We start from the raw sequence: 22,969 nt of genomic DNA, 5'->3' as shown, positions 1-22,969 counted from the left end.
GCCCATTCCTTTGGAAGCATCGACAGGACAGGTGGAGAGACTGCGATGAAGGCGATTCGCGCGTGGCGCGGCAGGGCTTTATGGCAGACGACGAGTGTCGTCGGCGCCGTGCTCTCGCTGCTTCTCGTGAGCAGCCCGATCGTCGAAGCACGTGCCGCGGCGGCGGAGGCGGACCCACCTCGCGCGCCGGCATGCGAACGCCAGGTGGTCCTGGAGGCCTGGGTCACGGGCGGTGTGAACGTCCGTCCGGCCGCGGAGGATGCGCTGCTCGGAGGGCAGGCGGAGATCTGCGCCTTCCTCGCCCAGCTTCCCCGGCTCGCGACGCAGGACGATCGTGAGCAGGTTGGCCGCATCAAGGCCCACGGAGGCCCCGAGGTGTCCGCCGCTGCCAACGCAGCCCTGATCTCGGACAACTCCGGTGCCGTGGTGGCGTTTCTCGACGGCGGCTGGGAGACCGCTCGGGAGATCGACCTGCGCGCCAGCGTGAACGAGATGAAGGCGGCCGGCGGACCGGAGGTCAAGGCTGCCGCGAACGCGGTGCTGCGCAACGGGTCGCGTACGGCCTTGGGGCAGTTCATCGAGTCGGGATGGCGGCTGCCGTACCGGCTGGACCTGCGGGGGATCGTCAATCGTGCGATGGCTGACGGCGGCCCGGAGGTGCAGGCCGCGGCGAACCGGGCGCTCCAGGACGGCAGCCTGGAGATGCAGGAACGATTCATCCAGATCGACTGGGGGGTGGCCCAGGCCCGGGACAACGAGAACCAGACCCTGGGCGATCTCCGGGCGAGCGCCACAGAGGCGACTCGCCGTGCGGCATTCGAGACGATCTCCGCAGTCGCGCAGGCGGAGCGCGCGAAGGCCGAGTCCCTGGCGGCCAAGAACGACGCGCTGGAGGCACAACGCCTCGCCTCCCTGGCTGGACAGGAGTCGGCGGAGGCCAAGCGTCAGGCCCAGCGTGCGGCTGAGGCGGCCGACCGCGCCGCGGTGGCGTCCAGCGTCGCCGTACAAGCCGCGCGGGCGGCGGCGGACGCCGCGCGCGCGGCCGCCGGAGCCGCCGGACGCGCGGCGACCGCGGCGGCGCGGGCGCATACGAAGTCCGACGAGGCGTGGGCGGCCGCGTCGGCGGCGGAGCTGAACGCGGCCGCCGCCGCCACGGCGGAGATGCACAACCGCGTCATGCAGCAGATCGGTCCGCAGATCTCCGCCTGGATCTCGCCCATCAACCAGATCACCGCCGTGACGCAGCAGGCATATGCCGCGGTCGCCGCCGCCGATTCGGCGCGGGCGAACACCGAGGCCGCCGGACGCGCGGCCGAGGCCGCCGGCCGTTATGCGGGGGCAGCCAGCGCCGAGGCGCGGGCCGCGTTCGCCGCGGCCGCGCGGGCGGGAGCAAGCGCGGAACGGGCGAAGCGCGCCACCGCGGAAACGGTGCGTCAAGCGGACATCGCCCAGGACGCGGCCGGCAAGGCGCGAGATGCCGCGACGCGAGCGGTGTCCTATGCGGAGGCGGCGGCGAGCGCCGCGGCGAGCGCGGCCCAGCATGCGGGCAGCGCCGTCAACGCGGCCGAGCTGGCGACGCAGCACGCGAACAATGCCTACCGTGCGGCGGAGGACGCGTTGCAGGCGGCCGAGACCGCCCAAGCCGTCTACAAGTCGGCGCGCGAGGCAGACGCCGAACGGCTCAAGAACGAGCTCGAGCTCGAGTTGTCCTTCGCCCGGCACATCAGTGCGGAAGCCGCCAAGGCCAAGTTGCAGGACGCTCGCGGCTTCGGAGTACCAATGGGCCGCTATCACACTCCGCAGATCGATGCGCTGATCGCCGAGGCCGCCGACACGCGGACCGATCCCGCACTGGCGGTCGGCAAGGCGCGGGAAGTGGCCCGATACTTCGCGACCGTGCCCGGTACGTGGACCAGTTCGGCGGCCATGTCCGCTCTCGGCGAGGACGATGACGTCCTCGTCCTCCAGTTCGTCAGGAGCGGGCTCGCAGCCGCCGAGGAGCAGGACGACCGCACAACGCTGACCGGTCTCATGGTCACCGGCACCCCGGCCATGAGAGCCGCTGCCCAGCACACTCTCGATGGCGGGTGGCCCGGCGTCATCGCGTTCCTCAACGACCCGGACTACCCCGAGCGAGCCGCCGAACAGCGGGAGCAGGTCGGGCGGATCCTCGCCGACGCCCGCAGCGCCGGCAACGCCGAGACCGAGAAAGCGGCGAACACCGCCCTGCGCTCGGACGATCCGGACGCGCTCGAGAAGTTCCTGGAAGTGACGCACAACACCACGTACACGATCGACATCCGGTCGAGGGTCGGCGCGATCGCCGGGGATGACTCCTACGGCACCGAGGTGCGGAACGGCGCCCAGATCGCGCTCGCCGGCACGACGGCGATGCAGGTCGAGTTCCTGGAGGTGGATCGGCACCGTGCGGCCGAACGCGACTACGCCACGGCCACACACAACTACATCGCCACCTCCTTGATGATCGAGACCTCGCAGATCGCGGAGCGTGCCGTCGAGTTCGCGCGCACCGCGCAGGCCGCGGCGGCAGAGGCCCGCGGTGCGGCGGAGGAGGCCATCGGTTACGCGGACGACGCCGGCAAAGCCGCCGACCAGGCGCGGACGTACGCAACCGAGGCCGTCGCCCAAGCCCGCGACGCCGCCGCGTCCGCCGAACGAGCCGCGCAGGCCGTTCGCACCGCCGCCGCCGCGACCAAGCAGGCCCAGCAGTCGGCCGGGAAGGCGTCCCTCTCGGCCCGCTGGGCACGCGCCTCGGCTGCTTCGGCGGCAAAGGACGCGGCAAGCGCCTTCGCCGCCTACGACACCGCGTACAAGGCGCAGATCCTGGCCGGCCAGAGCGCGTCAGAAGCGGCTCGCATCGCTGCCGAGGTCTTCGAAGACTATCGGGAAGAGGCCAAGGCCCGGCTGAGCGAACTCAAGGCCGAGTGGTACGGACACTGTAAGTGGGGGCCCGAGGACGGCCTGCCCGGATACAACGACTGCAACGCCTACGTCGAAAAGATCCTCAACGATCCCAAGGGGCCACTCCACGACCCGGACGGCTACGCCCAGGAACGGATCCAGCACTGCAGGAACCAGTTCGTCGGCAAGGCCCTGGACGCCTGCATGTCCGTCGTCCTGAGCCCGCTCTTCTCCTTCGCGGCAAGGGGGATCTCCGACCGGGAGACCGAAACCCATCGCCTCGCCGAGGAGTACATGGCCCTGACCGGACTGGACCTGCTCAACGGCGCCTCCCAATGGTCGTTGGCGAACAAGTGCAAGAACGCCGCCAAGGGAGGCGTCGTGACCGGGGGGAAGAAGTTCTCGGACTGCATCACCGGCGCCCTGGACCTGTCCGAAGATCCCGACTGGGACAAGTATTCGAGCCAGTGGAAGGGCACCTTCGTGGAGTCGCTCGTCCCGGAGGAGCTGCGGTTCGCCGAGTACAACTCGGAATGGGGAACGATGTACCTGCGCGAGCACCTGTCCGACCGGACCATCCTCTCGGCGATTCACGAGTCCGACCTGGCGACATCGCTCCTGCGCATCCTTCCGATCGGATGCGTTCAGGACGGCGGGCAGTGCCCGTACGCGGCTACCGCGCAACAGCTCAGGAACGTGAGCGAGTCGATCAAGCTGCTGAACAACCAGGGCTATATCGTCGACGAGTCCGGGCGGGTGCTCGATGCGAGCGGACTGCCGATCGCGAGCCTGCCACCGATCGATGATCTCGAGAAATGGGCGAACTATACGGTCGAAAGCGGGCTGCACGACGACCTGGCGGCCCTCGAAGACCGTCTCGGCCTGCTGTACAGGCAGGAGTTCGGGCTGCCCATGGCGCCCCCGGCATGGCACCTCGAGACACAGCTCGCCTATCGCGTCGCCACGCGGGAGGTGAAGCTACGCGAGAACACGCTCCGGCTGGTCATGAACAACCGTGGCGGTGTCTGTGACGCGGTGCCGATCAACGGCACCGCACCCGACCAGCAGCGACAGGTCGTGGCCGGGTGCGTCCAAGCCATCAAGATGTTGCTTCCGGCCGGCACGACCATGATCATCTACTACCCCGACCCGGCGAATCCGGCAGAGCTGCTTGAGGTCACCGTGCGTGGCGTCGGCCGCTGGCTGGACTGAACCCGTCGCCGCGCGTTGATCCGGTAGCGGGTCAACGCGCGGTCGTCGAGGCCGGTGGCCCGTGCGAAGGTCGGTCCCGGCCATGCCGGCATCCTCCACGAGCAGATCGACGGCGCCTGTCCGGGCGGAGCGCCGTCACCGGGCTCATGTTCTTCAGGTCTTTTGCTAAAGCTTCCCGGGACGGATTGCCACGTCATCGATCTGGAACGCGGGTCCGGCGGTGCTCGCGTTCCAGACAAAGGTCCAGTCGACGCGGGTCGTGCCTGCGGGCGCGGTGAACGTGCCGGCTGCTTCGGTCCAGGCGGTCTTCCGGGCCAGGGAGATGGCGTCGGTACGCAGCACCGTGCCGGACTCGTCGCGCCACCGCACATTCCACGTGACGGCAGGCATGGTCGCCACGGCCTCCCGGTACCACAGCGACACCTGGTAGCTCGTACCGGCGACCACACCGCTGTATCCGGGGAAGTTGTCAAGCGCCACCGCGCTGCCGGACGCCTGGGCGCTGGTCATCTGCAGCGAGCCTGTGCCACCATGCGCGCCGCCGGTCTGGTGCGCCAGGCTGGCCCCGTACCACGGGGCGTAGGGCGCGACCGTCGAGCCGGACTCGAAGTCCTGCTCGGCGACCGCCGGCGGGACGGGCGTGCCGCCATCGAACGTGCTGCCGGCGTCCTGGCCGTACTGGGGGCCGACCCACAGCCCGGGCACGATGCGATTGCCCATGTCGGTGACCCTGAACTGCCACGGTCCTGTGTAGGTGTTGTCGTGCCAGGAGTTGTGCGAGTCGTGGACGATCGACTGCTGGATCACGGCGCCCTTGTACGGGGACCAGTCTGGGTACGTACCCCAGTTGGACAGCAGGGCCATGTGCCCGCAGTACTGCGTCGGGCAGCCGCCGTTGACGACGCTGGGGTCGAAGGCGAACGTGTTGTGGTGGATGTCGACGTTCTTCGTCCACCAGCGGCAGTTGGTGTAGAGCGGTTCACTGGCGATGGCAGGAGCCGAGCACTGTGAGGTGTTGGTCGGTCCGACGATCAGCGTGCAGTCGCCGGTCGTCGAGGCCGGGCTGTTGCAGAACCGGTCGGCGTTCGCCCATGCGGTGATCCCGCCCCAGTTGTTCTCGAGCCGGTTGCCGGTGATCTCGATCTTGCTGGTCCGCGCTTGCACGCGGGGCTCACCATCCGCCTCGGACAGGTAGATCGCCGCTTCGGGGAACGGGTCGCCCTTCGCTGCCCGCTCGGCGCCGGAGGCCCAGGCGTTGCGGCGGATGGTGTTGTTCCGGATCACGACGTTGTAGCTGATCTCGTAGAAGATCGCGAGCGACTCGTTGTCCTCGATGAGGTTGTCCTCGATGAGGAAGTCGTTGTTGTTGGTGTCCGCCCAGACTCCCGGCCCGTGGTTGCCGTGGATCCAGTTGCCGGTCACGTCGGCGCCGTTCACCGCCCAGAACTTCATGCCACCGGTACATCCGCACCCAGGTTCCTGGTGCTCCCAGTCGTCGGTGTTGTTGCCGGTGAACTCGTTGTCCGCCACAACCAGGCCGGTGATGGTGTTGCCTTCTTTGTACGCGTTCAGGCCGTACTGCCCGTTGTCCTTGAGGCAGTTGCCACGGATCTTGTTCGTGGCCCCGGCCATCAGCCCCGCGCCGGAGTTGTTGCGGATCGTGTTGTGCTCCACGACCCAGCCGTCGCCGGAGTCGTGGTTGACCACACCCTGATCGCGCGGCGCGACGAATCCGGTGATGGTCAGGTACCGGATCGTGACGCCGGTCGCCTGCTGAGTGAACGCGTACCGGTTCAGCCGCTGCCCGTCCAGTACCGCGCCGGGCGCGCCGATGAACGTCGCGCCGTTGCCGGGCATGATCTGGGCGTACTGGTCCGTGCCCAGCGTGTGTGTGCCGGTCTCGAAGTAGTACGTGGTGTTCGCCTGGCGTAAGTTCACGCCGCTGTTGTCGCCTGCGGGGACCACGACCGCGCCGGAGGGCGGTGTGGTCGGGCCGTTCAGCGACGAGCTGCCGCAGACCGCTGCCGTTGCCGTTGCCGTTGCCGTCGTCGAATCGGCTGCCGAATCGACCGCGTCGCCACTCGCCGGCGCCGCGCCGCCCATGACAACCGTGGCTAGGGCCACCAACGCCACTGGCCAGGTTCTTCGCATTCCTGTTCTCCTCCAGGTTTTGACCAGCCTTGGCCGCACTCGACCGCCGGCCGTCGCCGCTGTAGACAGCGCTCGCGCCTACCCTCAAGATCAAACGCTGAGAGAGTACTGCAGGGCCGATGACGGCGTCCTGCTGATCAGGGACAGCGACAGACATCACCGTCCCTGAGATGTCCCCGCCCGCGCCTTGCCGACCTTCCGGGAGATCACCCGCACCGCCTTCAGCACCAGCAGCGCGGGCATCCGGGCACTGTCGTGATACAGGTGCGGCCTCAGCGTGCGCTGCAACACCTTGAGTTCGGTACGCAACGCCAACACTGACTACTCCGTGGCATAGGTCGTGCCGCCGGATCAGGCGAGTTGGCACCTCCGACCACGGTGACGGACTGCGACTCGCAATCGCGCGCGTCGAGCTCGGTCGCCGCGTAGCGAATGTGGCCGAGCCTCTCGACCTCCTCCAATCGCGGCACGTTCCGGCGGCCCACCTCGACCCGTTCCCGCTCGCCGTAATCGGCCGGGCGGTGGAACCGCTCCTCGGTCAGCGACGGTTCCTCGTATCGGCCGGCGGACTGACGAGACGCGGCACTCGTGGCTCGCGCGTTTTCTCCGGCCGGCATCCGGGCGCTCCGATCGGCACACCATGACGTTCGAGCGGTTCAGGCCGTCGCCGCTGTCGTCTCGACGCGCCGCGGCGGCACCGCATGACGGACGGTGATGGCGAACAGGAGGAGACCGGCGACCGTCAGCACCAGGCCCGCCCATGCCGTCGAGAGGGTGCCGAGGCCCGCGCCGAGCGTGATCGAGCCACCGACGGCTCCCAGCGCGTTGGCCAGGTTGAGCGATGCGAGGTTGAGCGCCCCCATCAATGTGGGCGCCTCGGGGGCGTTCGTGGTGAGCAGCACCTGAATCGTCGGGATGGCGAGCATCATGGTCGCGCCGACTCCGAAAAGGGCGGGCATGAGCAGCCAGATCGTTTCGCCTGTTGCGGCGATCGCGATGAGGAACAGCAGGACGCTCCCGTAGCCCAGGACGAGACCCCGGTACGCATACCGGTCGGCAAGGCGGCCACCGACTTGGTTACCCACCGCCATGCCGACGCCGAACACGGCGAGCGCCACGGGGATCAGCGATTCATCGGCCCGTGCCGCGTCCGTGACATAGGGACCGATGAAGGTGTACACGGCGAAGATGCTGGAAATGCCGAGCGCGGCAACGACCATGATCACCCAGACCATCGGGCGGCGCAGGGCGCCCAGCTCTTGCGCGATGGGCCCGCCGTCGAGGTCGGAGGTGGCGGGCACCCAGAGGAGAATGGCGGCACCGGCGGCCAGGCCGATCACCGCGACCACGACGTACAGCGCCTGCCAGCCGGCCTGCTGCCCGACGAAGGTGCCGAGGGGCGAGCCGACGATCGTCGCGATGGTCAGGCCGGCCATGACGGTTGCGAACGCCTTTCCGCCCTTGCCCGGACCGTAGACGTAGGCGGCGACGACGGCGCCTGCACCGAAGTAGGCGCCTTGCACCGTGCCGGTGATGAACCGGGCCGCGATCAGCATGCCGACGTTCGCGGACAGCGCCGACAGCAGGTTCCCGACGATGAAGAGAAGGATGAGTGCCAGGAGTAACTGCTTGCGGTTCAGCCGGGCGGCCACGATCGTGATGACAGGGGACCCGATCATGACGCCGACCGCGTACGCGGTCACGGCGTACGTCGCCTGCGGGATCGAGATGCCCATGTCCGCGGCGAAGAGCTGGATGATGCCGTTGCTGCCGAATTCACCCGTGCCGATGGCGAAGGTGCCGAGCGCGAGAGCGAGCAGAGTGAGCTTCGTGTCCCTGGTGGCGCAGTCCGGCGTGTGGCGCGCTTCCTCGGCTTCGCACTGCGCTCGATAGGCACTGTTGAGCAAAGGGAGCCCTCCTTTCGGGCGAGTGTGGTGGTTCCGTGCGGCGATATGTCACAGGTCGGTCGGGCTCCGTGGCCCCTCGCGCGCCTCGTCTTAGCGGATCAGCACTGTTCCCGTGAAGTTACGCAGGATCACTTGATGAAGACTGAAGGATCACTGGATCCGTTCCCGAGCCGGTCCAAGGCGGATCACCGCCCCCCGTTTCCCGCGCACGCGTATCCGGTCATCGTCAAGAGGCCCTGCCGACCTTCGCTCTGAAGCATGCGAGAACAGTCAGCCGGGGGCTTCCAGGAGGGGCGACCAGAACGAGGAGTTCGACGAGGTCCACACCGGTCTCGACCACATCTCCCTGCGGGTCGAAGGACGCTCGGGGTTGGCGGCCTGGGCGAACTGGCTCGACTGCATCAGAGTCGCGCATTCCGGCATTCAGCGCCAGACGAAGCCGTTCGTCTGCTCGACGGTCGTCTTCCGCGACATCGACAACATCCAGCTCGAAGTCGTCGCCATCGACGTCTGAAACGTGGGTGCGAGCCGGCCTTCCCGAGCCCTCAGGACGCCGGCCCACACGGGCTTCACCTCGCAGAGATCGGTCTACCAGCGGCCGCCCTTATGGAGCCGGCCACGGACCGCACCATCGGGGAACTGGGAAGTGTGCAGGTTGGCGTACCAGTTCTCGGGCTTGTTCTTGATGTCCCTGAGCAGGCTGCTCTTGACGCGAACGGAGCCGGAAGCCCGCCTTGCCCCGGTGGATGTGGAAGGCGGTCGGCCTGCCGGTGTTCCTCCACTGCACGAAGAAGTAGAAGCGGTCGCCGCTGATGCGGAACTTGGCGACGGCCGCGCCGTTGGGGTCGTTGACCTTCTTGCCCCGTTCGGGCACCTCGTTCCGGCCGAGGAGCCCGGCGGCGAAGTAATACTTGGGCGAGCTGGTCGTGTGGCTGTGCGCGGTCACCCCGGTGGTCTGGGACGCGGCGGCCGCGGGGGTGGCGATCACCGAGCCGGCGACCACCACGGCTACCGCCGCGCAAGATTCCCTCCGACGCGGCAAAGAACGGTTGCTCCGTGGACTCCGACTTCTTCGACTCTGCTGGCGCGCTCCCACCTGCGCTTCGTCGGCACCCCGCTAGCAGGCCCCGAGGCCACGGCGGCTCTCGGCGGAGCCGGACCGGCGGGAGGACCGCCAGGCGCTCCTGGACGCCGTGCGTCGGGACGGCTTCGCGACCGGCTATCGGGGACAGCGCATCGCCAAGTCCGGCCGCCGGTTCTGGATCGAGGACGTGACCATGTGGAACCTGGTGGACGGCGGCGGCCTGCTCGTGGGCCAGGCGGCGACCTTCCGACGCCCGCCGGACGCCTGACGCCCGGCACGGCGGAGATCTACGGGGCCGCGGGCCTGGTGCTCACCGCGCGCTGCCCTCGATGCGGTGGCAGCGCCCAGAAGCTGTGCGGTCTGCCCGGTCCCTACGTCCAGTGACGGGTCGCGGGCGAGCTTCACCGACGTTGACCTTGAACCCTTTCTCACGCGTCAGTCGAAAACGACGACCTGACGCCCGATCACGTCACCTCGGGCCAGCGCCTCGACCCTGTCGTTGATGTCGTCGAGTTTGACCGGCGTGACGGTGTGCTTGATCCGGCCCTCACCTGCGAGGCATCGCGCACTCGGGTATCCAGAGCGTGAAGGAGCCCTTCGTCTACTCGGTGGTCATCTTCCGGGACATCGACAACATTCAGCTGGAGGTCATGGCCGTCGGCGTCTGACGCTTGACGCGGTGCGCGACTCCGCCGTTGGCCGCGGCGACGTACGGCCGGGAGACGCGGGCGCGGATCAGCTCACGTGATGCTCTGACCGCTTGAACCGCTCTGGGAGACCGCGGCGAGGAAACCGCCGACGAACGCGTCGCCGAGCCCGATGGTCGTGGGCGCGGCGACGTCAAGCTCGAAGCCGGGCAGGCAACGAACAACCTCGCCCATTCGGCGTTCCAGAGCCGCGGCGAACTCCACCGCCTCCGTTCGCCTCGGCCGGTTCTGCATGAGTTCGTACTGGTGGTTCGTGTACTCATCGCCGTGGCAGTAGCGGGTGCTGGCGATCACGATGCCCTCGTTCAGTGGCTGCGCGTACTCGCCGGCTCTTTCGCCGAATGCCGCCGACCAGTACTTGGTGTGCACCACCAGGGTCTCCACGGGGATCAGGGCCCGCAGCGATTCGAGGGCACGTGCCACCTCCGTCACGGAGAGCAGGTTGACGGCGTAGCCCAGGTGCGACTGCATCTCGTCTTCGTTCAGCCCGTAAACGTCGATGACTTCCAGAAGCGCGTCGCGGACCCGTTGGCTGAGGCCCGGCTCGTGGAATCCGGCATCCTCGTAGTAGACGACCGCCTCGGCCGGCAGTTGTCGCATGTGGCTTCGCAGCGCGGAAAGACGCCGGTCGAGTGTTCGCCGGTCCCGTATCGCGTTGAATCCCGAGATCAGAAAGACCCGTGCGTCGCCGAGCAACGAGCCCAGCTCATCACTCAGCAGCATGGACTCGTTGTCCGGGTCGTTGACGTAGATCAGCCTGTTCGGAAACGGCGTGTCGATGTCGATGTCACCTGCTCGAACCCGCATGCCCTGGTCGTACTGCACGATCAGGTGCGGATAAAGGGTGTCCTGGTCGCCGCTACAGATGTAGTCGCAGCTTGCCGGCAGCAGGCGGCGGACGATGTCGTTGAGGCTGACCAGGTGCAGGGTGGACGGTACGCCGAGCCGGCTCATCTCCATCGCCGCCCGGACGGAGGTCCCGCCCAGAGTCGTTCGTTTGGGGAACCGCGCGGCGAATGCGTCCAGGCATTCGGAGGAGGCGACGAAGTGCTCGCCTCCTCCGCCCTTTTTGAGGTAGGTGAGAATCGAGATGACCAGCTCACGCTCGTTGGTCACGGTGACCGACGAGGTCAGCTCGGCATCGCGGATCTGATACTCGCCGACCAGTTGCTCCAAGATCGGCGAGGACAGCTTGAGTTCGTAGTCGACGCATCCCCCCAAGCCCAGGACCACACGGCTGGTCATGTCAGTAGAGAGATGCCTTGCCGGCCGCTTCGAAGAGGTCGATCTTCTGCCCGGCCACCACCTTCATCGCCTCGATGCACGGCGGCTGGATGGAGTTCGGCTCACGCAGGCCCTCATCGGCCAGGACCTCGCGCATCTTCATGTGGTAGGCGGCCTTGATGTCACTGGAGATATTGATCTTGTTGATACCGAGCTTGACCGACTCCGCGATCTCGTCGTCGGGATTGCCCGAGCCGCCGTGCAGCACCAGGGGGATCTGGACCCGGTCCTTGATCTCCTTCAGCAGGTCGAGCTTGAGCTCCGGCTTCAGGTTCTTCGGGTAGAGGCCGTGATAGGTGCCGATGGCCACGGCGAGGCTGTCCACCCCCGTCGCCTGCACGAAGGTCACGGCGTCCGCCGGGTCGGTGTAGATGATCGCGTCGCTGCCGTCTTCGGCCTCGCTGTCGGTCTTGCCGATCGTCCCCAGCTCCGCCTCGACCGACAGGCCGACCGCGTGCGCGGTTTCCGTGACCTTCTTGGAGATCGCGATGTTCTCCTCGAACGACTTCATCGAGGCATCGATCATCACCGAGGTGAAGCCGATCCGGATCGCGGTCAGCATCTCCTGATAGGTCGCGCCGTGGTCCCAGTGAATCGCGATCGGCACGGACGAGCGATGGGCCCGCTGGGTCATCGCGGCGATCACGTCCACTCCGATGTGCCGCACCTCGTCGGGGTGGATCCCGATGAAAAGCGGCGCGTTCTTCTCCTCGCTGATGTCCACGATGCCGTTGAACATGGCGTAGTCACTGATGTTGAAGGCGGGCACGGCGAAGTTTCTTTCATTCGCGACAGCCAAGAGCACCTTGCCGGTCGTCAGCATTGCTGTATTTCTCCTTCTGATCAGTTGATTGTCACTCGGGACGGGGACGACGTTTCAGGACTTGACCGCGCCGGAGGTGAGGCCGCCGATGAATCGCCGCTGGAAGAGGAGGAACAACACGAGCACCGGGATGGACCCCAGGATGCTCATGGCCATCATCTGGTTCCACTCGTAGGAGTGCTGGCCCATCAGGAGCTGGATGCCGATGGGCACGGTTCGCATGTCGTCGGTACGGGTGAGCGTCAGCGCGAACAGGTACTCGTTCCACGAGATCATGAAGGTGTAGACGCCGACGGCGACCAGCCCGGGCACCGAAATGGGCACCAGGATCCGCCAGAGAGCCGTCCAGCTCGACGCCCCGTCCACCTTGACGGATTCATCCAGTTCTCGCGGCAGGGTGTTGAAGTACGCGGTCATCATGATGATCGCATAGGGCAAAGTGAACACCATATGCGTGAGAATGAGCCCCGGATAAGTATTGTACAGGCCGAGCGCCACCACGAGACCGAAATAGGGAATGACGAGTGTGATTGGCGGCACAGCCTGGACGGTGACGATCACGGCGTTGACGGATCGCTTCAGCGGGAAGTTGTAGCGGCTGAATCCATACGCCGCGAGAATCGCCACGAACAATGTCAGCACGGTCACCGACAGCGCGACGATGTAACTGTTGATGAAAAACCTCAACTGGGTCGCGTCGGCCAGGATCACTTTGTAGGCGTCGAACGAGAAGTTCTCGGTGATCAGCCGCGGCGGAACCTGGAAGACTTCCCCGTTGGTCTTGAACGACGTCGACAGCATCCACACGACCGGAAGGCCGGCGAAGGCCGCGCCGACGCACAGGCCTGCGAGCACGGCGATCTTCGCGCCGAGGCGCCGCCTTTTGCGGGTGAGCACGGTGATCACCTCTCCTTTTGCAGGCGAACGTAGAAGAAGGCCAGAATCATCGTGAGCAGCAGGACTATGACGGCGGCGGCGGACGCGGTGGCGAACTCGTAACTGCTGAAGGCCTGCTTGTAGGTGTATGTGCTGAGCATCTCGGTGGCATTCAGCGGGCCACCACCGGTGGTCATCCAGATGAGGGCGAACTGCTGGGAGGTCCAGATGAGATCGAGCACGGCCATGCTGAGGAGTACCGGTTTCAGCTGTGGCAGCGTCACGTTGCGAAACTGGCGGAAGGTGCTTGCGCCGTCGACGGAGGCCGCCTCGTACAGAACGGGCGAGATTCCCTGCAACCCGGCGAGGATGCTGATCATGAAGAAGGGGAAGCCGGCCCAGATGTTGATGAATGTCAACGCCCAGAGCGCCGTGTTCGGCTCGGAGAGCCAGCTCACTTCCTCGCGCATCACGCCGATCGTGGTCAGGATGTAGTTGACCACCCCGGACGGGTCCAGCATGAGCCGCCAGATGACCGCGATCACGGCGACCGTGAACAGCCAGGGCAGGATGTAGACGATGCGGAAGATGGCTTTCGTCACTCCGCCCAGCAACGGGGTGTTGAGCATCGTCGCGAAGGCCAGTCCCAGGCCGAGGTGAGCGACGGTGCTCACGGTGATGAAGATGAACGTGTTCTTCAGTGCTGCCAGGAAGTCCGGATCGGTGAGCACCGTGGTGTAGTTGGCGAGCCCGGCGAAGACCGGATTCTGCTCGACGATCACGTTGTCCTTGAACGAGTAGCTGACCACCATCGCGATGGGGATGATCATCAGTACAAAGATCAGTATCAGCGTCGGCGAGAGATAGCCGTACGGGACGGCACCCTGCACGGGGAAAGGCCGCGTCCTTCTCCGTCGGCCCGCAGAGGATTCCGATGCCGATTTTGCGGCTCCCGGGGAGGCCGCCGGATCGAGTTTCGCGGTTTCCATCGATGTCTCCTTGGTTCGGGGGCCGCGCCGCACGGTCGGCGCGGCCCACGAAGTACGGAAGGTCAGAGCACCGGTGCCCAGGCCTGTTGCGCCTTGTTGAGGGCGTCGTCGACACTTTGCTTGCCGGTGAGCGCGAGCTGCAGCTGCTCATCGAAGCTGCGCATGAGGTCTTCGGACTTCGGCAGCCCCACGAACTCGTTGGCGGGATAGCCCGCCTTGTAGATGTCGAAGGCCGTCTTGAACAGCGGGTCACTCGTGCTGAAGTCAGGCTCGGCCGTCTTGTTGCCGGGGAAGCCGTTCGCCAACGTGCTCAGCTGCGCATTCGCCTTCTTGTCCATCAAGAACTGGACCAGTTTGAACGCCTCGGCCTTGTGCTCCGAGGACTCGGCGACGCCGATGCCCCAGGACGCGTACGGGATGCCGCGCTTGCCGGTGTAGCCGTCCTCGGCCGGGATCGGCACCACCGTGAAGTCGAGCTTCGGATTGTTCTTCTTGATCAGCCCGATGTGCGCCAAGGAATCGATCACCATGCCGACCTGACCGGTGGAGAACTTCTCGACCTTGTCCTGCTCTTTCATGGTCAGCGCTCCGGGCGCGATGACGCCCGCGTCGTTCAGGCTCTTGACGTACTCCACGGTGCTCTTGACGCCGGGGCCGGTCAGGTCGGGCTTCCCGTCCTTGGTGAGCATGCTGCCGCCCGATGCCCACAGCCATGACATCACGTCGTTCTGGACGCCGTTGGGAACGGCGGTGTCGAGCGGCAGGGCCCAGCCCTTGACGTTGCCGCCGAGCGCGCTGACCTTCTTGGCCGCCTCCAAGAACTCCGTGCGCGTGCTCGGAGGCGTCTTGACCCCCGCCTTCGCGAGCAGATCATTGTTGACGAAAAGGGGGTAGACGAAGTTGACCACGGGGATCATGTAGGTCTTCCCCTTGATCTGGATCTGGCTCGCGAGCTGGCTCGAGTCGTACTTCGCGGTCGTCATGAGCGCGGACAGGTCAGCGATGGCGCCCTGCTTGGCGAAGTCACTCACCCATGCGCCGTCGAGGCCGACGACGTCAGGCAGCGTCCTCGACGCCGCTCCGGCCACCAACTGCTGCTTCGTGGACGCGTACGGGCCGCTCAACAGCTTGACCTTGATGTTCGGGTTCTGCGCCGTGAATTCCGACATAAGCTTGTCGAACGATCCCGCCGGCAGCTCCGGCGCCCACCACTGCGCAAACTCCAGAGTGACGGTCCCGTCGCCGCTCGATCCCGCGCTAGCTCCCGAGCCGGAACCACACCCCACGGCCGTGGCGCCGATCATCGCCACCGCCATCACCCCGAGTAGTCGCCTCGTCCGGCCCTGCAACCGGGTGCTGCCTCCGGTCATCGCGACCTCCTTGCTGTACAGGTGTTACCGGTCTTTGCCGGTTTCCGCCACATTAACAACGCGTGTCGCTACCCCACAAGACCTAGTAACGCAAAAACCCGCTAGGAACCGCACAGTCCGGCATTCATGCGGAAGATTCGTGCTGGATCACGAGACTTCCAGCGCCGGAGCCCTCGAAGTAGGCGGCATCTCGCCTGAAAGGGGCAGCGTTATGCGGTAGTCTGCAGTTCTAGGCCTGTATCACCCCTCTGTTGCGTTGATCAGTAACGCAACTACCGCAGAGATGGGAGGGTCAGTGACCCTTGACGAGGACGACCGGCAGCGTCGTCTACCTGCAGGACGTAAGGCCCAGCTGGCGGCATACGTCGCGGAGGCCGGGCAGGTCACGGTCAGCGCACTCGCAGAGCGCTTCGGCGTCTCCATCGACACGATCCGGCGGGACCTGGACCAGCTCAGCGCCGACGGTGTCCTGGTCCGCACCTATGGCGGAGCGGTCAGTCAGGCCACTCTATCTCGGGTCGACCGGGCCGTGGACGTGCGGCTCAAGATGGAGGAACGCGAGAAGGAGAAGATCGCGGTACTTGCCGCGTCGCTGGTCAAAGATGGGTCGATCATCATGATCAACGGCGGTACGACCACTCTCGCCGTGGCCCGGAACCTGCGCAACCATCGGGACCTGACCGTGGTGACGAACAGCCTGCTCGTGCCCCCGGCGCTGCCACCCTCAGCCGTCCGCGACGTGTACGTCTTCGGCGGCGCGGTCCGCACTCTCACGCTGGCCACCATCGGCCCCGTCAGCTTCCGGGCGTCCGACGGAAGCGAGCTGGACATCAGCTGCGACCTGGCGTTGATCGGGGTCGGCGCCGTTTCAACGGCCGGATACACGACGAGCAACCTCGCCGAGGCGGCGATGATGCGAGAGATGATCTCGCGGTCGGCGCGCGTGGCGATCCTGGCCGACTCGTCCAAGTTCGATCGCCGGCTCTTCGCCCAGGTGTCCGAGCTCGGGGGCGCCGACTTCCTCGTCACAGACTCCACGCCGCCGCCTGACCTTTTGGACGCGCTGACGGAGAACGGGGTAGAGCTGATCACGCCGGAAACCCTCGAAGGCACCCCCGAAGCCGGTCAAGATCCCCAGTAGATCAGGCGGCCTGTCCGGGTGCCGACTCGCGTCATGGCCCCTCGAGAACGCCGGTCGACGGTCCCGGCGCCCCTTACCGGTACATGGGCCGGTAATGGGCGCCGGCTGCTGAGCGGAGCCATGAGCGGATGGCCGCATGGATCAGGCGATCTCGATGTGGTCCAGCTCCGCCCAACGCGCCTGGTACTGGAAGCGCAGGGTGTTCCATCCGGCGTTCAGCGTGAGCTGGGCAGGCGCCTGCGTCCAGTTGTCCCAGCCGCGGTCGGGATAGCTCAGCGTGAACCGCGTGCCCCCGTTCACCGTCACCAGGTGCTGCGCGTCGCCGTATCCGGCGGCATAGGCCACGTACGCGGTGTAGGCCCCGGCGACCGGCGCGAACACCTGGACGTCGACCCAGCTGTCCGCATAGTCGATCTTTGCCACGACGGCCCCCTGTGACGCCCCCGCCGCGCCGGTACGCACCTCGGCATGGTTGAGCGTGCCGCGCTCGGCCTCGTACCGTACCCGGCTGCCGCGTACGACCGGGTAGTCGTTGGCCCAGCCCAGCTCCGCGGTGTACATGTGGCGCGCGTTGCCCACCCAGCCGTGGAAGAAGACGCGGCTCCCGAGCACGTCGGTCCCGCCGGGGCCCTGAACGGCGCCGTCGAAGGTGGCCGTCGTCATCAGCGGCCGGTACGCCTTGGTGTAGGGCCCGGTGAGAGTCGGGGAAACGGCGTAGCCGGTGAAATAGCTGTTTCCGGCGTAGGAGCCGGCCGAGTAGAAGAGCACGTACTGGGAGGGCCGCTTGACGAGCACGGGAGCCTCGATCACCCCGGCTTCCTCGGGACGGTCGTTGCGGATGAGCTCGGTGCGGCCGCCGACGAAGGTGACGCCGTCCGCGCCGACCTGCTGCAGCCACAGAACGGTGGGCCGGCCGACGGCGTTGCCGTCGTTCTTGTAGACCAGGTACCGCTTGCCGTCGGTGTCGACGAAGCTCGACGGGTCGATGTCGCCGCCCTCGCCCGCGTTGCAGACGAGCGGTGAGCCGCTGGTCGGCTGGAAGGGGCCGAGGGGGTTCGCCGAGGTCGCGGCGCCGATGCACATGCGCCCGGTAGCGGTGCTGGGGCCGGTGAAGTACATCAGGTAGCGGCCGTCGGGAAGCTGGGAGACGTCGGGTGCCCAGAACCCGCCGTTCCCCGCCCAGGACGGTTTGGCGGGCAGCGCGTCCCCGCGCACGGTCCACGGGCCGGTGGCCGACGAGGCGCCGGCGACCTGGATGCGCCCGGCCGAGCTGCTGGTGGAGTAGGCGTAGAAGGTGGAGCCGGCCTGGATGACGTCCGGATCGGGGAAGTCGGCGCGAATCACGGCCGTCGGGGCCACGGCGGCCGCCGCCGGCTCCGCACCGGCCGCGGGTAGGCAGACCGCGGTCGCGGTGAACACGAGGAAGAGCCGGCCGAGCAGCCACATGGGGACCTCCGATCATCCGTACTCACGGGTATAGGCCATTCCGGAGCCGCGGAGAAGAGATTCTTTGGCATTTAGCTGGGGAGCCTGGCCTGGGTGGCAGTGGAGACCACCGTGTCCTTCTGGGCCGAGGTCATCAGGCCGGCCGTGACCCACTCCTCCGCGGTGCGGGTCACGGTGGACACGAACGCTCCCTGGCTCGCGAAGGGCGCGTTCTTCCAGACCGCGTCGAGGAACGTCACCGAATCCGCCCGCGCGCGGTTGGGCACGCCGGAGTCGATCCTGCCGAAGACGATGGTCGGCTCGACGCGCCGGAAGTAGGCGTGGTAGCGGTCGGTGTTGTTGATGTAGAGGGGGACGAGCGGCAGGCCGTTCGCCGTGAAGCTCATCGGCCCGGTGGACGTGACGGCGCGCGCGAGGTCCCCGGACAGCGTGAAGTCCCGGTAGAAGGAGAATTGGCGGTAGGTGGTCTGGTTGCTCTTGGCGACCATCGGCACCGGCCCGTAGGCGATGCTCTGGATGGTCGGGATGTCCAGCGCCTTCTCGATCCGCAGCGAGAACGGCATCGTGATCCTCACCGTGTCGCCGCTCCGCCACTGCCGGTCGAGCGTGACGTACTCGCCGGGCTTGGCGTCGAGCTGCTGGTCGGTCGCATTGACCAGGACCGTGAAGCCCTTTTCCACCCAGTACGGCACCCGCAGCTTCACCACCAGCCGGCCGTTGCCCGTAACCGTCAGCGTCGTCACCCCCGCGGGGTCGGCCGGATAGTTCGTGACCTGCCTGATCACGAAGCCCTTCTCCGCCCAGTTGAGCTCCGAGGCCATGTAGAGATTCACGTAGAGCGTCGAATCGTCGGCGGACCGGAAGTAGATCGAGTCCTGGAACTTGGTGTGGCTCTCCAGTCCGGTGCCGCCGCAGCAGGTGCCGAGGTTGCCGTAACTGCGCGCCGAACCCGCCCGCATCGGGATGAAGTAGGTCAGCAGCGGATTGGTGGTGCTGTCGGTGTTGCGGCGGGAGGCGAGGATCTGGCCGTAGAGCGCCCGTTCGTAATACTGCATGTATTTCGGGTCGGCGGTGTGGAAGAACAGGGCCCGGCTCAGCTTGAGCATGTTGTAGTTGCAGCAGGTCTCGGCGTTGTTGGCGCCCAGGGTGCCGACGATGACGTCGCGTGCGCCGAAGAGCTCGCCGTTGTCGGACGGACCGGCCAGGCCGCCGTCGGTGAACGTGCGGTGCGGGACGACCATGTCCCAGAAGTTCGCGGCCGCGTCGAAGTAGCGGCGTTCCTGGTTCTGGTCGAAGACGGACAGGTATCCGATGAACTGGGGGATGTGCTGGTTGGCGTGTTTCCGGTTAAGCGTGTCCTGCTTGTCGACGGTGGCCGCGAGGAGGGCGGTGTTGTCGAAGCACTTGGCCGTCGCGAGATACGCCGCCTTGCCGCTGAGGGCGTAGAGGTCGGCCATCACGATGTTCATGCCGTTGTACTCGCCGGCGATGTAGATGCCCCACATCCGGTCGAGCTGGGCTCGCGGGAGGTTGCCCAGCCTGCTGTGGACCCAGTCGCCCATCTTCAGCACGATCTCGAGCGCCTGCTCGTTGCCGGCGTACTGGTAGGCGTCGAGCAGCCCTCTCATGATCATGTGACAGGTGTAGTACGGCGCCCAGATGGTGGGATAGGTCGCGTACTGCTCCAGCTGGATGAACTGCGTCTCGGGATAGGCGGCCAGGAAGCCGGGGTGGCTCGGCCCGCCGGGTTGCCCGACCTTCGCGGCCAGCGCGTTCTGGCACTCGCCCAGCGCGGTGACCATGTAGTCGACCTTGTTCTTGTAGAAGGCGTCGCCGGAGCCCGCGTAGGCCAGAGCGAGGGCGCTGAGGAAGTGCCCGCTGTAGTGACCGCGCAGATTACCGGTCGCGTCGTCCCAGCCGCCGGGCGGCTGCGCGCCCAGCGTGTCCAGACCGGCGTTGGCCCGGAAATTGGCCAGCATCCGGTCGGCCGAATAGGACCGCAGGAAGGTCAGGATCCGATCCCGGTTGGCGGTGAACAGGCTCGCGCCCAGCGTGACCTGGCTGTTCGCGAACGGCTTCACGATCCAGCTGCCGGGCACCGGGGGGTCGTTCTGCTGCAGCGGCGCCATCATGCGGGCCGCGGCCCGGGCCGTTCCGGTGCACGTCGCCAACGCGAGCGCGGACGGGGTGGCGACCGCTAACACCGCCAGTCGAAGGGCCTCGCGCCTGGGCACCATTTCTGACATCTGTCCTCTTCGTCGCTCGGGATCCGATGGGGAGGGCATGTGGGCCGCGGAATGGTAGCGCTAACATTTACGCCTCTGGAGCTGGTCCGCGTAGTCGATGGGGACTGTTACGTCGGCTCAGGTCGAAGGCGTCGCGCTTCTTTCCAGGCCCACATTTCGGGAGTGTTAACGACCTCATCGGGCTCGTCAAGAGACCGCGAGCGACATTGCGCCTGCCGTACGGGCAAGGAGGGTGACGGAGATCAGCGGCTGGAGCGCTCGAACGACGCCGCGCCGAGGCTGCGTACCGCGGCCGCCAGTGCCTCCACCCCTTCGGCGATCCGGCCTTCGGTCAGGTCGCCGTAGCCGAGGATCAGTCCCTGGCGTCCCGGTCCGGCCAGCCGGTACGGCCCGACGCCTGCGACGCGTACGCCGTGATCGGCGGCGGCCGCCACCACGTCGTCCTCCCCCATGCCGTCCGGGAGCCAGACCACGAGGTGCAGCCCGGCCGCCACCCCGGTGGGTTCGAAGCCGGGAAGAGACTCGGCGAGCCGGGCGAGCAGGACGTCGCGGCGGCGCCGGTAGACGGGGCGCATCCGGCGCAGGTGGCGGTCGAGTTCGCCACGTACGAGGAAGTCGGCGAAGGCGAGCTGTTCGATGGCCGGTGAGCCGCGATCGGCCAGCAGCTTGGCCTCGGCGATCGCGCCGGACAGGTGCGCCGGCACCACGAGCCAGCCCAGGCGGAGCCCAGGAGCGAGGATCTTGCTGAGTGAGCCGGCGTAGAGCACCACGTCGGCGGCGAGACCCTGCATGGCTCCGATGGGGGCGCGGTCATAGCGGTATTCGGCGTCGTAGTCGTCCTCCAGGACGAGAGCGCCGCGGGTCCGGGCCCACCGGACCACCTCCGTACGCGTCCGGGCCGGCAGCACGCCGCCCAGCGGCCACTGGTGCGAAGGGGTGAGGACGACGAGATCGGCGTCCGCGCGCTCCAGAGCGGACGGTTCGATGCCCTCGCCGGTCACCGGCAGGGGGACGACGTCGAGCCCGTGCAGGCCCGCGAGCAGCCGGATGTCGTCGGTCGACGGGTCCTCCACGGCGATCCGGCGCGCGCCGCGGCCGGCGAGCACGCCGATGATCAGCGCGGCCGCCTGCCCGTATCCGCTGGTGATGAGCACCTGGGAGGGATCGGCGGAAGTGCCGCGGACGCGGTTGAGGTAGTCGGCCACAGCTGTGCGCAGCTCGGGCAGACCGTACCCGTCGAGGTAGTTGAGCCGGCTGTGCGGCGCGCTGGTCAGCACCCGCCTGAGCGAGCGCAGCCAGGCCTCGCGGGGGAAGCTGGCCGGGTCGATGCGACCGTACCCGAAGTCGATGTACGGGCCGGCGCTGCGCGGCGGCGGGGTCGCTGCGGCGGCCTGCCCGCGTACGGCGGCCACCCGCGTGTACGAGCCAGGGGTGCTGGTGAGGTAGCCCTCGGCGAGGAGCTGGTTGTAGGCCTCGACCACGACGCCGCGGGAGACGCCGATCTCGGTGGCGAGCCGGCGCGAGGAGGGTAGCGAGGCGCCGTGGCGCAGGCGGCCCGTGCGGATGCCGTCGCGCAGGACCGCCTCGATCTGCCGGTGCAGCGGGGTGGCGCCCGTCCGGTCGAGCTCCACCAGCAGATCGTGCGCCAGGGTCGAGTTCACCGTGCTCACCCGTCGCAGCGTAGCGAGGCTCAGCCGGCGGCGAAGGCACCGACGGAGGCCGCGCACAACAGCAACCCGGCGGCGTGCGCCAGGCTGGTCCGCTCCCGCAGCACCAGGGCGGCCAGGGCGACCGTGAAGGCGGGGTAGAGGGAAGTGATCACGGCTGAGACGGCGAGTGTCGCCTCGCGGGTGGACAAGGTGTACAGCACGGTCGAACACACGCCCAGGACGCCCGGCCAGACCGCCGCCCACGGCACCCGCGCCGCCCCGGCGGGCCGGTCGACGTCAACGGTCCGGCCGGCTTCGACGGTCCGGCCGGCTTCGACGGTCCGGCCGGCTTCGACGGTCCGGCCGGCTTCGACGGTCCGGGCTGCGCTCCGGCGGCCGGCCAGCACGAAGGCGGCCAGGACGGCGACGGCGGACAGCTGGCTCGCGGCCACCGGCCACAGGCCCGCGGTGTCCCCGGCCCGGTCGAGGCAGACGAACAGGGCGGCGAACCCGAGCCCGGCCAGCAGCCCTTCAACGACCCCACCGCCGCCGCGCCGGCCCGGCTGCGCGGCGACCAGCCAGATCCCGGGGATGGCCAGGCCGACGCCGACAACCGAAAGCGAGGTGAACTCACCGCCGGACAGCAGGTCGACCGGGATGGGCAGACCGGCCGCGCCGACGGCCGACAGCGGCCCGGCCACGTTCATCCGCCCCCGGGACAGCCCGCGGTAGAGAGCCAGCGTGCCGACCGCCCCGCCGAGCCCGGCGCCGATCCCCCATCCGATCGCTCCGCCGGTCCCCCATTCGATCGTGCCCATAGCGGGGCGGACGCTGACAGCAAGCGCGGCGGCCAGCCCGCCGATCGCGGCGGCGGACTGCCCGACAAGCCCGACCAGCGCGTAGTGGCTGCGGCGCGACAGCAGCCCGCCGAGAAAGTCCGAGGCGCCGTACAGGGCGGCGGCGGCCAGGGCGAGCAGGATCGCCGTCGGCATCAGTGCTCACCGCCCGACGCGGTGGCGCCGTTCCAGGAGATCAGCCGCTGCCCAGCCAGGCTCAAGGGCGGCTCCACACCGACGGCGTGGCCGGCCGGCGGCGGGCTGATGTCCACGAGGGTCCGTCCCACGATCTCTTCCTCTCTCAGGGGCATCGCGTGCGTTGACCA

General features: G+C 67.6%; 17 protein-coding genes and 2 pseudogenes. 5 read left to right on the top strand and 14 right to left on the bottom strand.

Annotated elements, in window-relative coordinates; genetic code table 11:
- Positions 1 to 45: 45 nt before the first annotated feature.
- On the top strand, positions 46 to 4,134 hold the full coding sequence (locus ABZX61_RS55595) for a DddA-like double-stranded DNA deaminase toxin (protein WP_355208728.1): 4,089 nt from the start codon (positions 46 to 48) through the stop codon (positions 4,132 to 4,134).
- Positions 4,135 to 4,299: 165 nt separating this feature from the next.
- Here ABZX61_RS55595 and ABZX61_RS55590 read toward each other — a convergent pair whose 3' ends face one another.
- Positions 4,300 to 6,072, bottom strand: a complete 1,773-nt coding sequence (locus ABZX61_RS55590; RefSeq protein WP_355208725.1) for a right-handed parallel beta-helix repeat-containing protein — start codon at positions 6,070 to 6,072, stop codon at positions 4,300 to 4,302.
- On the opposite strand from ABZX61_RS55590, the gene ABZX61_RS55585 reads away from it, so the two are divergent.
- Positions 6,050 to 6,454 (top strand): hypothetical protein, encoded by a 405-nt coding sequence (locus tag ABZX61_RS55585; protein WP_355208723.1) that lies wholly within the window; start codon positions 6,050 to 6,052, stop codon positions 6,452 to 6,454. The genes ABZX61_RS55590 and ABZX61_RS55585 overlap by 23 nt on opposite strands.
- Here ABZX61_RS55585 and ABZX61_RS55580 read toward each other — a convergent pair.
- Both ABZX61_RS55580 and ABZX61_RS55575 read right to left on the bottom strand, forming a co-directional pair.
- Positions 6,442 to 6,603, bottom strand: coding sequence for a hypothetical protein (locus tag ABZX61_RS55580; protein ID WP_355208721.1), 162 nt, complete (start codon positions 6,601 to 6,603; stop codon positions 6,442 to 6,444). The two genes, ABZX61_RS55585 and ABZX61_RS55580, sit on opposite strands and share 13 nt — an antisense overlap.
- A 338-nt stretch (positions 6,604 to 6,941) precedes the next feature.
- Entirely contained in the window at positions 6,942 to 8,192 is a 1,251-nt protein-coding gene (locus tag ABZX61_RS55575) for an MFS transporter (RefSeq protein WP_355208719.1), read from the bottom strand.
- 370 nt (positions 8,193 to 8,562) lie between these two features.
- Here ABZX61_RS55575 and ABZX61_RS55570 point away from each other — a divergent pair, with 370 nt between their 5' ends.
- Positions 8,563 to 8,706, top strand: a complete 144-nt coding sequence (locus ABZX61_RS55570) for a hypothetical protein (protein WP_355208717.1) — start codon at positions 8,563 to 8,565, stop codon at positions 8,704 to 8,706.
- Between the two features lie 74 nt (positions 8,707 to 8,780).
- Here the strand turns inward: ABZX61_RS55570 and ABZX61_RS55565 are convergent.
- Positions 8,781 to 9,066 (bottom strand): annotated as a pseudogene (locus ABZX61_RS55565) (CHRD domain-containing protein).
- Positions 9,067 to 9,337: 271 nt separating this feature from the next.
- Here ABZX61_RS55565 and ABZX61_RS55560 point away from each other — a divergent pair.
- A pseudogene (locus tag ABZX61_RS55560) lies at positions 9,338 to 9,544 on the top strand (MEKHLA domain-containing protein); the annotation flags it as partial.
- A gap of 472 nt (positions 9,545 to 10,016) precedes the next feature.
- On the opposite strand, the gene ABZX61_RS55555 reads toward ABZX61_RS55560, so the two are convergent.
- From ABZX61_RS55555 to ABZX61_RS55535, 5 genes are all read right to left on the bottom strand, one after another.
- Positions 10,017 to 11,228 carry an ADP-dependent glucokinase/phosphofructokinase gene (locus ABZX61_RS55555; RefSeq protein ID WP_355208715.1) on the bottom strand — a complete coding sequence of 404 codons (1,212 nt, stop codon included), beginning with the start codon at positions 11,226 to 11,228 and terminating at the stop codon, positions 10,017 to 10,019.
- Between the two features lies 1 nt (position 11,229).
- Positions 11,230 to 12,090: a ketose-bisphosphate aldolase gene (locus tag ABZX61_RS55550; protein WP_355208712.1), complete on the bottom strand. Its 861-nt coding sequence runs from the start codon at positions 12,088 to 12,090 to the stop codon at positions 11,230 to 11,232.
- 54 nt (positions 12,091 to 12,144) lie between these two features.
- The gene (locus ABZX61_RS55545; protein WP_350732893.1) at positions 12,145 to 12,996 is read right to left on the bottom strand and encodes a carbohydrate ABC transporter permease; all 852 of its coding nucleotides are present in this window, start codon (positions 12,994 to 12,996) and stop codon (positions 12,145 to 12,147) included.
- The gene (locus tag ABZX61_RS55540; protein WP_350732894.1) at positions 12,993 to 13,955 is read right to left on the bottom strand and encodes a sugar ABC transporter permease; all 963 of its coding nucleotides are present in this window, start codon (positions 13,953 to 13,955) and stop codon (positions 12,993 to 12,995) included. Before ABZX61_RS55540 ends, ABZX61_RS55545 begins: the two co-directional genes overlap by 4 nt.
- Before the next feature lie 62 nt (positions 13,956 to 14,017).
- Entirely contained in the window at positions 14,018 to 15,325 is a 1,308-nt protein-coding gene (locus tag ABZX61_RS55535) for a sugar ABC transporter substrate-binding protein (RefSeq protein ID WP_350732896.1), read from the bottom strand.
- 295 nt (positions 15,326 to 15,620) lie between these two features.
- Here ABZX61_RS55535 and ABZX61_RS55530 point away from each other — a divergent pair, with 295 nt between their 5' ends.
- Positions 15,621 to 16,466, top strand: a complete 846-nt coding sequence (locus ABZX61_RS55530) for a DeoR/GlpR family DNA-binding transcription regulator (protein WP_355208708.1) — start codon at positions 15,621 to 15,623, stop codon at positions 16,464 to 16,466.
- 141 nt (positions 16,467 to 16,607) lie between these two features.
- On the opposite strand, the gene ABZX61_RS55525 is transcribed toward ABZX61_RS55530, so the two are convergent.
- The 5 genes from ABZX61_RS55525 to ABZX61_RS55505 form a co-directional block, all read right to left on the bottom strand.
- Positions 16,608 to 17,912, bottom strand: coding sequence for a family 43 glycosylhydrolase (locus ABZX61_RS55525; protein ID WP_355208706.1), 1,305 nt, complete (start codon positions 17,910 to 17,912; stop codon positions 16,608 to 16,610).
- A 71-nt stretch (positions 17,913 to 17,983) separates the two neighbouring features.
- The gene (locus ABZX61_RS55520) at positions 17,984 to 20,158 is read right to left on the bottom strand and encodes a beta-L-arabinofuranosidase domain-containing protein (RefSeq protein ID WP_355208703.1); all 2,175 of its coding nucleotides are present in this window, start codon (positions 20,156 to 20,158) and stop codon (positions 17,984 to 17,986) included.
- 242 nt (positions 20,159 to 20,400) lie between these two features.
- On the bottom strand, positions 20,401 to 21,828 hold the full coding sequence (locus ABZX61_RS55515; RefSeq protein ID WP_355208701.1) for a PLP-dependent aminotransferase family protein: 1,428 nt from the start codon (positions 21,826 to 21,828) through the stop codon (positions 20,401 to 20,403).
- A gap of 20 nt (positions 21,829 to 21,848) precedes the next feature.
- Complete coding sequence (locus tag ABZX61_RS55510; RefSeq protein ID WP_355208699.1) at positions 21,849 to 22,799, bottom strand: EamA family transporter; 951 nt, start codon at positions 22,797 to 22,799, stop codon at positions 21,849 to 21,851.
- Positions 22,799 to 22,930, bottom strand: a complete 132-nt coding sequence (locus ABZX61_RS55505) for a hypothetical protein (protein WP_355208697.1) — start codon at positions 22,928 to 22,930, stop codon at positions 22,799 to 22,801. The genes ABZX61_RS55510 and ABZX61_RS55505 overlap by 1 nt, the downstream gene beginning before the upstream one ends.
- Positions 22,931 to 22,969: the final 39 nt, after the last annotated feature.

It is taken from the genome of Nonomuraea sp. NPDC003709, from assembly GCF_040610775.1.
In the GTDB taxonomy this organism is placed as follows: Bacteria; Actinomycetota; Actinomycetes; order Streptosporangiales; family Streptosporangiaceae; genus Nonomuraea; species Nonomuraea angiospora_A.
This window is presented reverse-complemented; position numbering and strand designations above follow the sequence as displayed.

Excerpts from the sequence above, each read along its gene's own strand:
- ABZX61_RS55595 (WP_355208728.1), top strand. The coding sequence starts at position 46 with ATGAAGGCGATTCGCGCGTGGCGCGGCAGGGCTTTATGGCAGACGACG.
- ABZX61_RS55555 (WP_355208715.1), bottom strand. The coding sequence starts at position 11,228 with ATGACCAGCCGTGTGGTCCTGGGCTTGGGGGGATGCGTCGACTACGAA.
- ABZX61_RS55550 (WP_355208712.1), bottom strand. The coding sequence starts at position 12,090 with ATGCTGACGACCGGCAAGGTGCTCTTGGCTGTCGCGAATGAAAGAAAC.
- ABZX61_RS55540 (WP_350732894.1), bottom strand. The coding sequence starts at position 13,955 with ATGGAAACCGCGAAACTCGATCCGGCGGCCTCCCCGGGAGCCGCAAAA.
- ABZX61_RS55535 (WP_350732896.1), bottom strand. The coding sequence starts at position 15,325 with ATGACCGGAGGCAGCACCCGGTTGCAGGGCCGGACGAGGCGACTACTC.
- ABZX61_RS55525 (WP_355208706.1), bottom strand. The coding sequence starts at position 17,912 with ATGTGGCTGCTCGGCCGGCTCTTCCTCGTGTTCACCGCGACCGCGGTC.
- ABZX61_RS55520 (WP_355208703.1), bottom strand. The coding sequence starts at position 20,158 with ATGTCAGAAATGGTGCCCAGGCGCGAGGCCCTTCGACTGGCGGTGTTA.
- ABZX61_RS55510 (WP_355208699.1), bottom strand. The coding sequence starts at position 22,799 with ATGCCGACGGCGATCCTGCTCGCCCTGGCCGCCGCCGCCCTGTACGGC.